The 13621-nt window shown below is 61.8% G+C and carries 15 protein-coding genes; 6 read left to right on the top strand and 9 right to left on the bottom strand.

Features of this window, described 5'->3' with window-relative positions:
* Positions 1–114: 114 nt before the first annotated feature.
* From KY459_03500 to KY459_03485, 4 genes are read right to left on the bottom strand one after another with little or no spacing between them, the layout of a single operon-like run.
* Positions 115–807: a dienelactone hydrolase family protein gene (locus tag KY459_03500; protein MBW3563770.1), complete on the bottom strand. Its 693-nt coding sequence runs from the start codon at positions 805–807 to the stop codon at positions 115–117.
* Between the two features lie 14 nt (positions 808–821).
* A complete protein-coding gene (locus KY459_03495) occupies positions 822–2246 on the bottom strand; it encodes an NAD(P)(+) transhydrogenase (Re/Si-specific) subunit beta (GenBank protein MBW3563769.1) in 1425 nt (474 codons plus the stop codon).
* Positions 2247–2258: 12 nt separating this feature from the next.
* Entirely contained in the window at positions 2259–2543 is a 285-nt protein-coding gene (locus KY459_03490) for an NAD(P) transhydrogenase subunit alpha (protein MBW3563768.1), read from the bottom strand.
* Complete coding sequence (locus KY459_03485; protein MBW3563767.1) at positions 2540–3676, bottom strand: Re/Si-specific NAD(P)(+) transhydrogenase subunit alpha; 1137 nt, start codon at positions 3674–3676, stop codon at positions 2540–2542. Before KY459_03485 ends, KY459_03490 begins: the two co-directional genes overlap by 4 nt.
* Before the next feature lie 54 nt (positions 3677–3730).
* Here KY459_03485 and KY459_03480 point away from each other — a divergent pair, with 54 nt between their 5' ends.
* Positions 3731–6103 carry an alkaline phosphatase family protein gene (locus KY459_03480; protein MBW3563766.1) on the top strand — a complete coding sequence of 791 codons (2373 nt, stop codon included), beginning with the start codon at positions 3731–3733 and terminating at the stop codon, positions 6101–6103.
* Between the two features lie 12 nt (positions 6104–6115).
* Positions 6116–6592, top strand: a complete 477-nt coding sequence (locus KY459_03475; protein MBW3563765.1) for a flavin reductase family protein — start codon at positions 6116–6118, stop codon at positions 6590–6592.
* Here the strand turns inward: KY459_03475 and KY459_03470 are convergent.
* The 3 genes from KY459_03470 to KY459_03460 all read right to left on the bottom strand — a co-directional run bounded on the left by KY459_03470 (position 6571) and on the right by KY459_03460 (position 9046).
* Positions 6571–7269 (bottom strand): SGNH/GDSL hydrolase family protein, encoded by a 699-nt coding sequence (locus KY459_03470; protein MBW3563764.1) that lies wholly within the window; start codon positions 7267–7269, stop codon positions 6571–6573. The genes KY459_03475 and KY459_03470 overlap by 22 nt on opposite strands.
* A 272-nt stretch (positions 7270–7541) precedes the next feature.
* Positions 7542–8249 (bottom strand): hypothetical protein, encoded by a 708-nt coding sequence (locus KY459_03465; protein ID MBW3563763.1) that lies wholly within the window; start codon positions 8247–8249, stop codon positions 7542–7544.
* Between the two features lie 137 nt (positions 8250–8386).
* Positions 8387–9046 (bottom strand): OmpA family protein, encoded by a 660-nt coding sequence (locus tag KY459_03460; protein MBW3563762.1) that lies wholly within the window; start codon positions 9044–9046, stop codon positions 8387–8389.
* Positions 9047–9313: 267 nt separating this feature from the next.
* Between KY459_03460 and KY459_03455 the strand changes: the two genes are divergently transcribed.
* From KY459_03455 to atpE, 4 genes are all read left to right on the top strand, one after another.
* Positions 9314–9505: an AtpZ/AtpI family protein gene (locus KY459_03455; GenBank protein ID MBW3563761.1), complete on the top strand. Its 192-nt coding sequence runs from the start codon at positions 9314–9316 to the stop codon at positions 9503–9505.
* Positions 9498–9893, top strand: coding sequence for a hypothetical protein (locus tag KY459_03450; protein MBW3563760.1), 396 nt, complete (start codon positions 9498–9500; stop codon positions 9891–9893). Before KY459_03455 ends, KY459_03450 begins: the two co-directional genes overlap by 8 nt.
* Positions 9894–9937: 44 nt before the next feature.
* Positions 9938–10633: a F0F1 ATP synthase subunit A gene (atpB, locus tag KY459_03445; GenBank protein ID MBW3563759.1), complete on the top strand. Its 696-nt coding sequence runs from the start codon at positions 9938–9940 to the stop codon at positions 10631–10633.
* 96 nt (positions 10634–10729) lie between these two features.
* Positions 10730–11014 carry an ATP synthase F0 subunit C gene (gene atpE, locus KY459_03440; protein ID MBW3563758.1) on the top strand — a complete coding sequence of 95 codons (285 nt, stop codon included), beginning with the start codon at positions 10730–10732 and terminating at the stop codon, positions 11012–11014.
* A 62-nt stretch (positions 11015–11076) separates the two neighbouring features.
* On the opposite strand, the gene KY459_03435 is transcribed toward atpE, so the two are convergent.
* The gene (locus tag KY459_03435) at positions 11077–11262 is read right to left on the bottom strand and encodes a hypothetical protein (GenBank protein ID MBW3563757.1); all 186 of its coding nucleotides are present in this window, start codon (positions 11260–11262) and stop codon (positions 11077–11079) included.
* A 45-nt stretch (positions 11263–11307) separates the two neighbouring features.
* On the bottom strand, positions 11308–13344 hold the full coding sequence (speA, locus tag KY459_03430) for a biosynthetic arginine decarboxylase (GenBank protein MBW3563756.1): 2037 nt from the start codon (positions 13342–13344) through the stop codon (positions 11308–11310).
* Between the last annotated feature and the right edge of the window lie 277 nt (positions 13345–13621).

Raw genomic sequence — 13621 nt, 5'->3', positions numbered from 1 at the left:
TTTCAATATGCCTCACATCCGGGGGTTCCGCGGCTGGCGCCGCTCCACCCCCGGCTACTCTCTTTCGCCCCTCCGGGGCTTGCGTTGGGAACGGCTCGCCGCTTCTTCACTCCGTCAACCGACTTCGGCGCCGGGGAGGTGCTCGCGAAACAGCGCGATGACGCGCTCGAACGCATCCTGGGCTGCGTCCTCGACGTAGACCTCCGGACGCGAATCGTTGAAGAACGCATGGCCAGCGTTGGGGTAGATGGCGACGTCGACGTTCTTCCCCGCCGCCCGCAGTTTCTTCTGGAGCTCGATCCCTTCGCTCGCGCGGGCCGAAAGATCCGTCTCGCCGTAGATCAGAAGAATCGGCGCTTCGAGGGCGTCCCAGTCGGGCTTCGCTTTCTGCAGGACGCCGTAGAAGCTCGCCGCCGCTCCGACCCGACGGTCGCGCGTGGCAACCATCTGCGCGAGACCACCGCCCATGCAGAATCCGACCACACCGTAATTCGACGACGTGCACTCCCGCCTCGACAGCAGATATTCGCCAGCGCCGGAGATCTCCTCGACCGCGGAGTCGATCTCGAGCTCCATCATCAGCTTTTTCGCATCGTCCGGCGACTTCGCCTTCTTCCCGTGGTAGAGGTCGGGAGCGAACGCGAGAAACCCGGAGGCGGCGAACTGATCCACGACGTCCTCGATGTGGTCGACCAGCCCCCACCACTCCTGAATGACCACGACCGCGGGGCCGGAGCCATCCGCGGGAACGGAGAGGTTCCCCCGGCAATCGTGCCCGTTCGACTTGAAGCTGATCGTCTCGCCCATGAGGCTTCCTCCTCTCAGGACGCCTGCTTCAGCTCGGAGATCATCTCCTGGAGCGCCTGCTTCGCGTCCATGAATACCATCATTGTCTTCGGATCTTCGAAGAGTGCGTTCTTGATGCCGGCGAAGCCGGGACTCAGCGAGCGCTTGACCACGATGACCGATCGAGCCGCAGAAACCTGCAGGATCGGCATGCCGTAGATCGGGCTCCCCTTCTCCTTCTCGGCAGCCGGGTTGACGACGTCATTCGCTCCGAGGACCAGGACGACGTCGGTGTCGATGAACTCGCCGTTGGCCCGCTCCATCTCCACCAGCTGCTCATACGGCACGTCGGCCTCGGCGAGGAGCACGTTCATATGTCCCGGCATGCGGCCGGCGACCGGATGGATTGCGTAGATGACTTCCGCTCCTCGCGCCTCCAGCATCTCGGCGAGCTCGCGGGTCGTGTGCTGCGCCTGCGCGACGGCCAGGCCGTAACCGGGAACGATCATCACTTTTTCGGCGCCGTCGAGCAGTATCGCCGCTTCCTCGGCTCCTCCCGAGCGCACCGGTCCGTAATCCTGGTCGGCGGGCGCGCCCCCCTCGTCGGCAATTGCGCCGAAGCCCCCGAAGATGACGTTCGCGAGTGACCGGTTCATCGCCTTGCACATGATCTGGGTCAGGATCAGGCCACTCGCGCCGACCAGTGCACCCGCGATGATGAGCATTTCATTGGCGATGACGAATCCGGTGGCAGCAGCCGCCAGTCCGGAGTACGAATTGAGCAGCGAGATCACGACCGGCATGTCGGCCCCACCGATCGGAATCACCAGAAGGACACCGAGAAGTGCAGCAGCAAGCGTCAGCAGAACTGCGAGAGAGCCGATCATCCCTGCCGCCGACGTCCACTGGATCAGCCAGATACCGGCGACGATGCAGAGCACCAGGAGCGCGGCGTTCGCGGCGTGCCTGGCCGGAATCAGAATCGGATCGCCACGCATCGACCCCGCAAGCTTCATGAATGCCACCACGCTCCCGCTCAGTGTCAGCGAGCCGATGAAAATCGACAATGCGACGGTGGTTGCGGAAACACCGCCCATGATTCCGGAGATCGTACCGATGGCGAGGGGCTCGATCACGTAGAGCCAGATGGCAGAGAGAGCAACCAGTGCCGACGCGGCGCCGCCACAACCGTTCAGAAGGGCGACCATTTCCGGCATCGAGGTCATCTTCACCCGAGTCGCCGCCACTACACCGATGACCGATCCGATCACCAGGCCGATCACGATCCAGCGATAGTCGACAATCCCGATATCGAGCAGTGTCGCAACGACCGCGAGCAGCATCGCGAGCGAGGCGAAGCCGTTGCCGCGCCGCGCCGTGCGCACCTTCGTCAGGTTCTTCAGACCGAAGATGAAGAGAGCGGTCGCCAGCAGGTAAAGAAACGATACGAGTCCGTCCATCTGCGCCCCGCCCTATTTCCGCTTCCCGAACATTCGAAGCATTCGGTCAGTCACCAGGAAGCCGCCGACCACGTTCACCGTCGCGACAATGATCGCGAGACAGCCGAGAAGCCGGCTCGTCGTGAAATAACCTCCCTGCGACGCAATGAGCGCTCCGACAACCGTAATCCCGGAAATCGCGTTCGCACCCGACATCAGAGGCGTATGCAGCGTCGGCGGAATCTTCGTGATCACTTCGAAGCCGACGAACATCGCAAGAACGAAAAGATAAATACCGATGAGAATCGAGTCCATCAGCGTTGACCCTCCAGAAGCGCAGCCGTCGGAGCATGACGGACGACTCCGTCGTGAGTGAGCAGAGTTGAATCGATGACTTCGTCCTCGAGGTTCAGGGTCAGCCCTCCCTCTTTGGTTTTGACCAGACCAAGCAGTGAATAGACATTGCGCGAGTAAAGCGTGCTCGCGTCCTCCGGCACGGTCGCGGGGAGATTCGAGTAACCGAGGATGTGGACACCGTGCCGCTCGATCTCCCTTTCGGGCTCGCTGATCTCGCAGTTGCCCCCGGAATCGACCGCCAGATCGACGATCACAGCCCCTTTTCTCATCGCCTTCACCATCTCCTCGGTGACCAGCGTCGGCGCCTTGCGCCCGGGTATCTGCGCGGTCGTGATGACGACGTCGGCCGCCGACACGTGGCGAGCGACGATCTCCCGCTGTTTCCGGAGGAAGTCTTCTCCCATTTCCTTCGCGTAGCCGCCCGCACCCTCTCCGCTCTCCTCCATCGGAAGCTCGATGAACTTTCCGCCGAGCGACTCGACCTGTTCCTTGACGGCGGGCCGGATGTCGGAGACCTCGACGATCGAGCCGAGACGCTTGGCAGTCGCGATCGCCTGCAGACCGGCGACGCCCGCTCCCATCACGACCACTCTCGCAGGCTTGATGGTCCCGGCCGCGGTCATCAGCAGCGGAAAGTACTTGCCGAGCCGGGATGCCGCGAGCAGAACCGCTTTGTAGCCGCCGATCGAAGCCTGCGACGAGAGAGCATCCATCGACTGCGCCCTGGAGATTCGAGGAACGAGCTCCATCGCGAGCGACGAGACGCGACCATCTCGCAGCTTCCTGACCAGATCGGAACGGCGATGCGGCGTGAGGAGGCCGATCAGAATCGCGCCCTGCTTCATCCGCGCCGCGTTCTGCTCCGATGGCCCGGTCACGGTGAGAACCAGGTCGCTCCTCTCCCAGTCGGCCGTCGTCCCGATGGTGGCGCCGGCACCCTGATAGACCTCGTCGCTGAAGTTCGACTTCTCGCCAGCGCCCGATTCGACCGATACGGAAAAACCTTCGGCGACGTATTTTTTGACCGTCTCGGGAGTACCAGCGACTCGCGTCTCCTGGTCTCCGGCCTCTTTGGGAACGAATATGAGTGTCATGTTCGGTGCATTCTAATTGCAGCTGGCAGCTCGGATGCAACAGGTCGTCTGCCGATGCTGACTTTTCGCCGCCTCCAGCTGTTGCTGATCGCTTTCGGAATTATCGGGCTTTTCTACCTGGCGATCAGTCTCTACCTTCCCTCGCCAGGGACTCTCATTTTCGGGATCGACCGGACATCGGGTGAGATTCGGATCGCTCGAGGAGGCATCGCGTTCCTCCCTCCGCACATCTTCCGGAGAAACGCATTTGCAAGCCGCGACGGCGCCGCCCAGGCGGACGGCGTGGCTTCGGCGTTGACGCGGGAGAACGTGCCGATCCGAGTGGGATACCGCGTGCGGTTCCTCGTCACGGGCGCGCAGCTGCCGGATTCGCGACGGATCGTGGTGGACGGCTGGCGTTCCTGGTTCGATCGGAGGGTCGCCGAGGCGCTCCGGGCGGTGACGACACAGGTATCGGTGGAGGAGCTCGCCTCTCCGGGAGCGCGGTTCGCTGAGAGGCGCTCGGCTCTGACGGCTACAGCCATCGCGCACCTGGAACGGAACGGGATCGACGTCAAGGCTTTCGAGATCGGCCGAATCACCATCGACAAGGGAGCCTTGCTCGAGCACAAACGCCAGCAGATTCGAAGGCAGGCCCGGGGACCGGTCGGTCGGGTCGCCGTGATCGGCATCGACGGTCTCGACTGGGAACTGCTCGACGCCCTGATCGACGTCGGGCGGATGCCGAATATGGAGTCGGTCATCGAGAACGGAGCCTCGGCCCGCCTGCAGTCGATTCAGCCCACAGCCTCATCGCTCGTCTGGACATCTCTTTCGACCGGTCTCGCTCCGGCCCGGACCGGAATCGTCGGAGGCGCGGAAACCGCCGCCGCGCCGGCGACACGCCGCCATGCTCCGGCTTTCTGGGAGATCGCGGCCGGCTTCAACCGCCCCTCGGATGTGGTCGACTGGTGGGCTGCGTGGCCCCCCGTCCGGATGGACAACCTCGTCGTCGTTCAACCCGATGAGGGTATGACGCTCGAGACGTGGCCGGCTGAAGTCGCGGCAGTCGTCGCGGACAGCCGGGTTCCCATCGAGACGGTCGGACCCGATCAGCTCGGCCGTTTCGCAGAGGTCGGCAACGACCTGCAGGGGGGCAGTCCGACCGTCCTGCTGCGCGAAGTTCTCGCCCGGACCTGGACCAGCCACAGAGTGGCCCTCCGGCTGGTGGAGAACGACGAGCCGATGCTGCTCGCGGTCGGTTTTCCCGGGGCCGACGTGGTTCATCACGTCTTCGGTCCCTACTCTCCCCCGCAGCGATCCGGCGTCGATCGCGACATGTACCGTCGATACTGGCCCGTTCTCATCAACTTCTACGTCGAGCTCGACAGGCTTCTCGGCGAATGGCTCCGGGCCCTGCCGGAAGACTCCACTCTCCTGATCGTCTCGGCCCACGGTTTCATGTGGGGTGATGATCGACCCCGACTCGCACCCGAGGAACGAAACACCCTCGTCGATCATCGCGACGCCGGCGTCCTCATCGCATTCGGTAACGCAGTCCGACCTTCGCGGGCCCGAATCCAGGCGAGCATTCTCGACGTCACACCGACGATCCTCTCCCTTCTCGGGCTTCCGAAGTCGACGGAGATGGACGGTCGCGCACTCGACTCGATGTTCACTGACGTGGAACCTATCGAAGCAGTCCAGGTCGTTTCGTACAGCGATCTGATCGATCTCGAAGCGCCGCGCGCATCCGGGGAGCTCGCACGAGGCCTCGAAATGCGACATCAGCGATCTGCCGGACATCTCCAGTCGGATCCCTCCACTCAGACGGCTCGACGGAGCGAGGCCGCGACGGAAAGACCCGAGACCTGGGGGCGATACGCCTGGCTGAATAACGAAGGAGTCAAAAGAGCTCGAGCCGGAGATCTTGCCGAAGCGATCGATTATTTCGATGACGCGACCTCCGTCATCGAGAACGATCCGACCGCGTATCTGAACCTCCTGAATGCCTCCCTCGCCAACAACCGGATCACCGCGGCCGAAAACCTCGTTGAAAAGATCATCGACGAGAATCTCGTCGACGACCCCGAGCAACTCGTGATCGATCTCGCGGCATGGTTCCGTTCCGGTGATCGGAACATGCCGACCCGCGCGATCAATATTCTGTCCGAAGCGCGAGAGCGCTTTCCCGGCTCCTATCGGATCGCTGCAAACCTCGGCTCGGCCCTCGCCGAAGCCGACCGGCTCACCGAAGCGGTGCCCGTTCTCGAGGAGGCGCTGGCGCTCAGACCCACTTCCATCGAGGTCCTCAACAATCTCGGCAACGTATACGCCCGCAGGGACGACCCGGCTCGTGCACTCGACTACTGGAATCGCTCTCTCGCAATCAACCCCCGGCAGGCACGCATCACCCGTGCCGTCAATGCGGCGACCGCCCGGTTATAGTTACGGTTCGAAATGGCCGTGACACCCGTCGAGTTTCGCGAGGGCCTGAGCCGCTTTGCCAGCGGTGTCACCGTCGTGACGACCCTCGATGCCGATGGACTTCCTCATGGCCTCACGGTCAGCGCGTTCTGCTCCCTGTCGCTCGAGCCTCCCCTGGTACTGATCTGTATCGAGAAGGGTATCCGGTCACATCAGGCGTTGTCGCGCGCGTCCCGATTCGTAGTGAATATCCTCTCGTCCGAGCAGCTCGATGTGTCGAGCCGGTTCGCCAGCCCGCTCGAGGATCGATTCGAGGGAGTCGAGTGGCGGGCTGGAACCGGGGGGGTGCCAGTGATCGAGGGAACGCTGGCGAACCTCGAATGCACGATCCATTCGAATTTCGAAGGAGGGGATCACACGATCTTCGTCGGTCGCGTCGAGTCCCTCTCGGTCTCCGACGGGGCGCCGCTCCTCTATTTCAAGAGCACCTATCGAGAGCTCGACGACTGAGCTTCACTGAGAGCCTGTCGCGCCACAGGAAGAATCGCGCGCGCCCACTCGCCGTACTGCATCGCCGACGGATGCAGACCGTCCGATGCAAACATCGAGGGATCGGTCGCCTCGCGTGAGAACGCGGTCACGTCGACATAGCGCGTTCCAAAGTCCTCGGCAACTGCACGGTTGACCTCGTTGAAGCGATCGATCTCCGCTGCCACGTTCGGCCGATTCATCCGCTGCCCGGCCGGCGATACGCTCCAGTCGGGGATCGAGACGATGACCACGGCAGCGTGTCTCCCGCCGGCCAGCTCGATCGCCTCTCCGACGAGCGCTTCGAATTCGTTCCGGTAGGTCTGTGGCGATCCTCCGCGGAACTGGTCGTTCACCCCGGCGAGTACGGTCACGAGATCGAACGGGCCCCGGGGTGAGGCATCGAGGACCTTCTGCCGGATCACGGGCGTGGTCCATCCCGTGCCGGCGATGACGACCGGATCGCCCACAGATTCTCCCCTCGCCCGAAGGAGAACGGCCAGCTGCTCGGGAAACGTTTCCTCGCGCGAGACCCCCTCACCAATCGTGTAGGAGTCACCGATCGCGAGGTACCGGAGCGCGTCGGAAGGCGTCGAGCCTCCGGTGCAAACGGCCACCAAGAAGACCAGCACATGCGCGGCTGTGATGGCGTTTCTCATCGTCGATTTCGCTTCATGTCGCTGTCGCGTCAGGAACCAGGAGCCGGGAATCAGGAGTCAGGAGAGAGGGCGAAGCGCATTTCATCAATCAGCGCGAGCGAAGCGAGCCACCAACTCTCGCCTCTTCTTTCTACGATCGCCGCCAGCGAGCCCAGCAACATCAAAGACGGGACCCGTCCTGACTCCTGGTTCCTGATTCCTGGTTCCTGATTCCTGGTTCCTGATTCCTGGCTCCTGATTCCTGGCTCCTGATTCCCGGCTCCGGTGTTCATTCAGCGCTTGCGTTTGACCAGTTGCTTGAGCTCATCGTTGCCGAGCTCGCTCTGGGCGGAAACGATCACGGCCGCAGTGCCCTCGGCCAACGGTGGAATCGTCGCCCTGATCACGGTCGTGCCGTTCTCATCGGTCGCGCCCCGAAAGAGAACGCGTGGAGGCTCCACCGTCGAGATCATCTTCACCTCGATCATTGCACCGGCGATCGGCTTCTGTGAGAGGCTCCGGCATGCCGTCACGCGGAGCTCGAATGGCATGCCCGCGATGAAATCGACGGTGTTGACGAGGCTCAGCTCGAGATGCTCACTTTCCGCTTCGGACGCCAGGTAATCGAGGATCACCTGATCGAGACTGCGACTGCCGCTGTCTTCGAGCAGGTCTTTTTCCTCGGCTTCGTCCTGCTCGGGAATGGGTTGTGCGACCGTCTTGGCGGGCATGATCACTTCGCCCACGAGCTTCTTGTCGAAACGACCGCGCTTGATGGCAGCGATCATCTTCTTGTGCTGAAGCTCCATCAGCTCGCCGATGATCTTTTCGTCAGCACCGGCCGCCAGGCGCTCAGCATACGAGGTCTTTGTCGACGCCAGAATTTCGCCACCCACGTAAATGAGCGATTCGATGACGGGATTGTTGTTTCCCTTATCCTCTGTCTGGACGTGAAAGACCTTGTCGTTATGCTTGATATCGGTGTTGTAGCCCGTAATCAAGCGGCGATTCCTCCCTCGTATCAGTCGGCGCTCGGCGAGAGCAACTCAGTCTACCAGAGATCGGGGGTGGGCTTTTCCGACATGAAAAAAGCGGGACCGAAGTCCCGCTTTTCCCAACATCGGCTGCTGCTCCTGGTTCAGCCCTGAGGAATGGCCGTGATCTGGATCTCGACCCTTCTGTTGAGCTGGCGGCCGGCTGCCGTTTCGTTGGACGAGGTCGGCAGCGATTCGCCATACCCTCGGGCGGTGATTCGCGTCGGCGAAACTCCCTGGGAAGTCAGGTAGCGCGTCACTGCCCGCGCCCGCTCCTCGGAGAGATTCTGGTTGTAAGAGGCCGACCCGACCGAATCGGTATGGCCGCTGATGTCGATACGCGTGTCGGGATACTCGACGAAAACGCTCGCCATGTCTCTGAGCGACTGACGACTATCGGCCCGAAGTGCCGCCGAGTCGAAGTCGAACAGGATGTCGTTCTCCATGACCACGTTGATCTCGTCTTCGGCAGTTCGGGTGACTTCGACGCCCTCGATCCGCTCGAGCTCCTGCTGCTGTTTGTCCATCATGTGACCGATCGCAGCTCCGACTCCGGCTCCGACGGCCGCACCGACCACAGCACCGGTCTTCGGGTTATCTGACTGATTTCCGATCACGGCTCCGGCTGCGGCTCCGGTCACGGCGCCGATCGCTGCGCCCTTCTTGGCTCTCTTGTTGGGATCGTCGCTGCTGACGCAGGCTGCCGCGAGCACCATGATGATGACGGTGAGAATGCTCAGGCTCCAATGTGTAAGTCGTTTCATCTGTCTATTCCTCCTGACGCCTCTGTTTGGCGACGTTATTTGTAGGGGCAAGGCGTATGCCACGGCACGAGCACAGGGACTTCCAGACGCTAAATCCCACAGAATCAGGAGTAAACGTGACCATGTGAGAGTTTCGGCCGGGTGATGCCAGCCGACCTTTCCCGGTGAAAGGCGACATCTTTCGAGGACGCTGTGGACAATCATTCGAGCAGGAAGAAAAAAGGGGACGACTATCGGGCGGGCCTCGAACTGACCGCTCTCGCTTTCATGTTCCCGATCGCCATCGCACTCGGGTTCGGATGGGGCTGGGCGATGGACCGCGTTTTCGGCACCTCCCCCTGGCTGACGGCGATCTTCACCGGCTTCGGAGTGATCGCCGCGTTTCTAAACCTCTTCCGGATGGTGGGAAAGGGAGGCGGCTTCACCGATCCCCCCGACGACCCAAAGACCGATGTCTGATCCGATCGATTCCGAGTACCGCGCTACCGTGAGACGGATCATGACGACCGCCGCGGTGAGCTCACTCGTGATGATCGCCGGGGCTGTCGTTTTCGCGGGCTGGCGCTTCGCCGGCGCCATCGCTTGCAGCGCAATCCTCGTTGTGATGAACTTCGTCTGGCTGCAGGAGATCGTTCAGGACACTCTGCGGTCATCCTCCGACATCAGCCCCGCCAGCGTCGGGGGAAGAGTGGCTTTTCGGATGATTCTGATGACCGTTTCCGTCTTTGCCACCATCGCCGTAGCCCGATTCGAGCCGGTCGGTGTCGCGCTCGGATTTTCGGTCATCGTCGTGGGGATTCTCGGCGAGGCTGCCCGCGCGATCGGGATCTCGCTCCGAGGGGATTAGAATGCGATTTGTTTCGGTTTGGTAGCGCGGTTCGGTAACAGACAATGGAACATCACACCTCAATACTCTACGGCCCCGTCAACGCGCTCCTCGAGCCGTTCGGCCTCTACATCCCCGATCACGTCCTGATGGCCCTGCTCGTTTTTCTGATCTGCGCCATCACCTTTCCTCTGATGAGCCGCCGCCTTTCGAAGGAGAACCCCGGCACCTTTCAGCAGATCCTCGAAGTCCTCATCGGAGGGCTCAAGAACCTTCTCGAGGACATCATCGGCCACGGGGCCGCGAAGCGATTTCTTCCGATCACGGCCGCCTTCACGGTTTTCATTTTCATCTCGAATATCATAGGGATCTTCTTCTTCCTGCAGCCGCCGACCGCGAATCTCAACACGACGTTCGCTCTCGCTCTGCTCGCCTTCATCTACTTCAACTGGATCGGCATCCGGGACCAGGGGATTCTGAACTATCTCAAGCATTTCGCCGGTCCGGTCTGGTGGCTGGCACCATTGATGTTCCCGATCGAGATCATCGGAAACTTCGCACGGATCCTGTCGCTGGGCATGCGATTGTTCGGCAATATCTTCGGAGAGCACACGGCAACCGGAATCTTCATGACGATTCCCTTCCTGATTCCCTGGCCGATGATGGGGCTCGGCGTCTTCGGCTCGATCCTGCAGACGTTCATCTTCGTCATGCTGACGATGGTCTACATCGGGGGAGCCATTGCTCACGAAGAACACTGATCTGAATTTCGCGTTTTCGACTGCAAATTAGAAACGAACACCAATCCGCACATTAGAATGAATCAAGGAGGAGTCGCTGTGAAGAGTCTCAAGGTAATGGGTCTGATCTTCGTGATCTCAATGATTTCCGTCCCACTGTTCGCCCAGGATCCCGATGCGGTGGGGACGGACTGGCGGCCGATCGCCGCAGCAATCGTGCTCGGAGTCGCCGCGCATGGTGGTGCGCTCGGGCAGGGAAAAGCGATCTCGGCAGCGTGCCAGGGAATCGCGCGAAATCCCGGTGCAGCCGGCGCGATCCGTCTCGCGATGATCATCGGTCTCGCGCTGATCGAGTCGCTCGTGATCTACGCGCTGGTCATCGCCTTCATTCTGGTTTTCTGATCAGGGTTCACCGAAGCTCGAAAAGAGGCCGGGGCCGCCACGCGGCTCCGGCCTTCTTCCTTTTAGACTCGAGGGGGCGAGGGGCCGGACTTCTCGGACTTGTTGACCGACATGATGACGGCGATTCCGATCAGGGCGAGCGCGCCGACCCCGATCCAGACGGGCGGAGCGCCCATCAGGTGAGCGGCCACCGCGATCGCGATGATCAGGATGATCCATCCTACGAGTGAAATGTTGAACCAGCGCAAAGGGTCACCTCCGACCCCAACCGGCAGCAATCAGGGTGCCACGGCTCAATCCGGCAGTGTCAGATAGGTCTGGTCCGTCAGGCCGTTTTCGTATTCACCGAGCAGCCGCATCCCTTCCTTCGGCTTCAGATCGCCCCGTTTGATCGCGGCGTCGACCAGCTTCTTGATCGTCCGCTGCAGAAACGCCAGATCGTACTGGGTCAGCTGAAGCACCTCCGCGATCCGGTTTCCGGGAATCGTCTCCTCGACGTACCACCCCCCTTCCTCCTCGTCGTCGAGAAAAACGTGAAGCTCGTTGACTCTCCCGAAAAGGTTGTGGATGTCCCCCATGATGTCCTGATAGGCGCCCGTCAGAAAGATACCGAGGTAGTAGGGTCCGTCCCCCACGGGATGAAGGGGGAGCTCTTCCCTCACATCGGCGATGTCGATGAACTTCGCGATCCTGCCGTCCGAATCACACGTGATGTCGGCGAGTGTGCCGCGCATCTCGGGCTGCTCGGTGAGCCGATGGAGAGGCATGATCGGAAAGAGCTGCCCGAGCGCCCAATGATCGAGCAGGGACTGAAATACCGAAAAGTTGCAGAGATGCTGATACGACAGCTCCGCACGCAGATCCTGCAGATACTCGGGAACGTCGTCCTCTCCTTCCGATCCGATCTCCGCGGCTCGCTCGATCGTCCGGACGAGCTTCCAGATCGCTGCTTCGATGGCCGCTCGATCCTCCAGGTCGAGAAGACCGACCTCGAACAGCTTCTGCGCCTCCTCCCGGGCCTGCTGCACGTCGTGCCAGGTCTCGTTCAATCCTCGGGAGCTCATCTCTTCCTCGATCTCCCGAAGCTGATGGACCAGCTTGTGATCGGAGTCGATCTGCAACCGTCCGTCCGGAACCCGGTCGATCGAGCCGAATGCCTCGACGACGAGTACCGAATGGTGCGCGACGACCGCGCGACCCGACTCGGAGACGAGCGTCGGATGCGGCACTCCCTCTTCGTCGCAGATGTCCTTGACGTTGAAGACGATGTCCGCGGCATACTCCTCCAGCGAGTAATTCATCGACGAGTGAAAAGTCGTCCTCGAGCCGTCGTAATCGACCGCGAGGCCTCCCCCGACGTCGAGATACTCGAGTTTGTAACCGGCCCGATGCATCTTGGCGTAAACCCGGGACGCTTCCCTCGCCGCACGTTTGATCGTCAGGATGTCGGGAACCTGCGAGCCGATGTGGAAGTGGAGAAGCTTCAGCGAGTCCGCGAGCCCCGCATCCGCAAGAATCCGGGCCGCGCTCAGGATCTCGGCGACCGACAATCCGAACTTCGCCCCTTCGCCCGCGGAGGTCGCCCAGATGCCGGAACCCTTCGCCTGCAGCCGGACCCTGATTCCGATCCACGGGACGATGCCCATCTCCGCCGCGATCTCCGCGATCGCCCGTACTTCCGAAAGCTTCTCGGCGACGAGAATGACCTTCTTTCCGAGCCTCGTCCCCATCAATGCGATCCTGATGAACGTCCGGTCCTTGTAGCCGTTGCAGACGATCAGGCTTTCGGGATCATCGTGGACCGCCAGCGCTGCGAAGAGCTCCGGCTTCGAGCCCGCTTCCAGTCCGAAGTGATACGGCTTGCCGGCGTCGACGATCTCCTCGACCACCTCACGTAGCTGGTTGACCTTGATCGGAAAGACCCCCCGGTACGGAGCGGCATAACCCTGTTCCTCGATCGCGCCGACGAACGCCCGGTTCAACTTCTGGACCCGGTCCCTCAGGATGTCCTGAAACCGGATCAGAAGCGGCGTCCGCAGCTTCTCTCCTTTCGCCTCTTCCACCACCTCGATGAGCGGAATCGACTTGGCCGGATCGCCGGAAGGATGGGCGACGACCTCGCCGCGCTGGTTGATCGAGAAGTAACCGCTGGACCACCGATCGACCAGGTACGTTTCGGCAGAATCCTCGACCGTCCACGTCCCATCGACTTTCCGGAAAGATGCCGCCCTCGGGTTGTCTTTGTTCAAGTCTGCTGTTCTCCCTGAAGCCCAGGTCGCTTGCTGTGCCGCGTCTCCTGCGCGACCCGCGTCACCGGTTCCTGCAACCATCGGCGTGACCTATTGTAGGGCGATCACAGGAACCTCGACGAGCCGACTGGATCCCGGGCCAGCTACTCCCGGCAGACGCGCCGCAGCCGGGCCGGAGGGTCAGTCATTCGATCGGCGGGAGTCCCGCGGCATTGCGCCATTCGGTGAGGAGTGTTCTGAATCGTTCCGGGTGATCCGCGGTCGGATCGATCTCGCCGTCGGGCATCAGGACGTCGAGCTCTTCCGGATGATGTCTCCGCGCAGCATTCCCTCGACTTCGCCGGCGTCATCGAAAAAC

This window comes from Acidobacteriota bacterium (genome assembly GCA_019347945.1).
Taxonomy (GTDB): domain Bacteria; phylum Acidobacteriota; class Thermoanaerobaculia; order Gp7-AA8; family JAHWKK01; genus JAHWKK01.
The sequence above is the reverse complement of the archived record's forward strand: the minus strand, read 5'-3'. Positions and strand labels throughout refer to the sequence as shown.

What these genes read in the sequence shown, in the direction of transcription:
- KY459_03500 (MBW3563770.1), bottom strand. Translation starts at nt 807, where the DNA reads ATGGGCGAGACGATCAGCTTCAAGTCGAACGGGCACGATTGCCGGGGG.
- KY459_03495 (MBW3563769.1), bottom strand. Translation starts at nt 2,246, where the DNA reads ATGGACGGACTCGTATCGTTTCTTTACCTGCTGGCGACCGCTCTCTTC.
- KY459_03485 (MBW3563767.1), bottom strand. Translation starts at nt 3,676, where the DNA reads ATGACACTCATATTCGTTCCCAAAGAGGCCGGAGACCAGGAGACGCGA.
- KY459_03480 (MBW3563766.1), top strand. Translation starts at nt 3,731, where the DNA reads ATGCTGACTTTTCGCCGCCTCCAGCTGTTGCTGATCGCTTTCGGAATT.
- KY459_03475 (MBW3563765.1), top strand. Translation starts at nt 6,116, where the DNA reads ATGGCCGTGACACCCGTCGAGTTTCGCGAGGGCCTGAGCCGCTTTGCC.
- KY459_03470 (MBW3563764.1), bottom strand. Translation starts at nt 7,269, where the DNA reads ATGAGAAACGCCATCACAGCCGCGCATGTGCTGGTCTTCTTGGTGGCC.
- KY459_03460 (MBW3563762.1), bottom strand. Translation starts at nt 9,046, where the DNA reads ATGAAACGACTTACACATTGGAGCCTGAGCATTCTCACCGTCATCATC.
- KY459_03455 (MBW3563761.1), top strand. Translation starts at nt 9,314, where the DNA reads ATGTTCCCGATCGCCATCGCACTCGGGTTCGGATGGGGCTGGGCGATG.
- KY459_03450 (MBW3563760.1), top strand. Translation starts at nt 9,498, where the DNA reads ATGTCTGATCCGATCGATTCCGAGTACCGCGCTACCGTGAGACGGATC.
- atpB (MBW3563759.1), top strand. Translation starts at nt 9,938, where the DNA reads ATGGAACATCACACCTCAATACTCTACGGCCCCGTCAACGCGCTCCTC.
- atpE (MBW3563758.1), top strand. Translation starts at nt 10,730, where the DNA reads ATGGGTCTGATCTTCGTGATCTCAATGATTTCCGTCCCACTGTTCGCC.
- speA (MBW3563756.1), bottom strand. Translation starts at nt 13,344, where the DNA reads ATGGTTGCAGGAACCGGTGACGCGGGTCGCGCAGGAGACGCGGCACAG.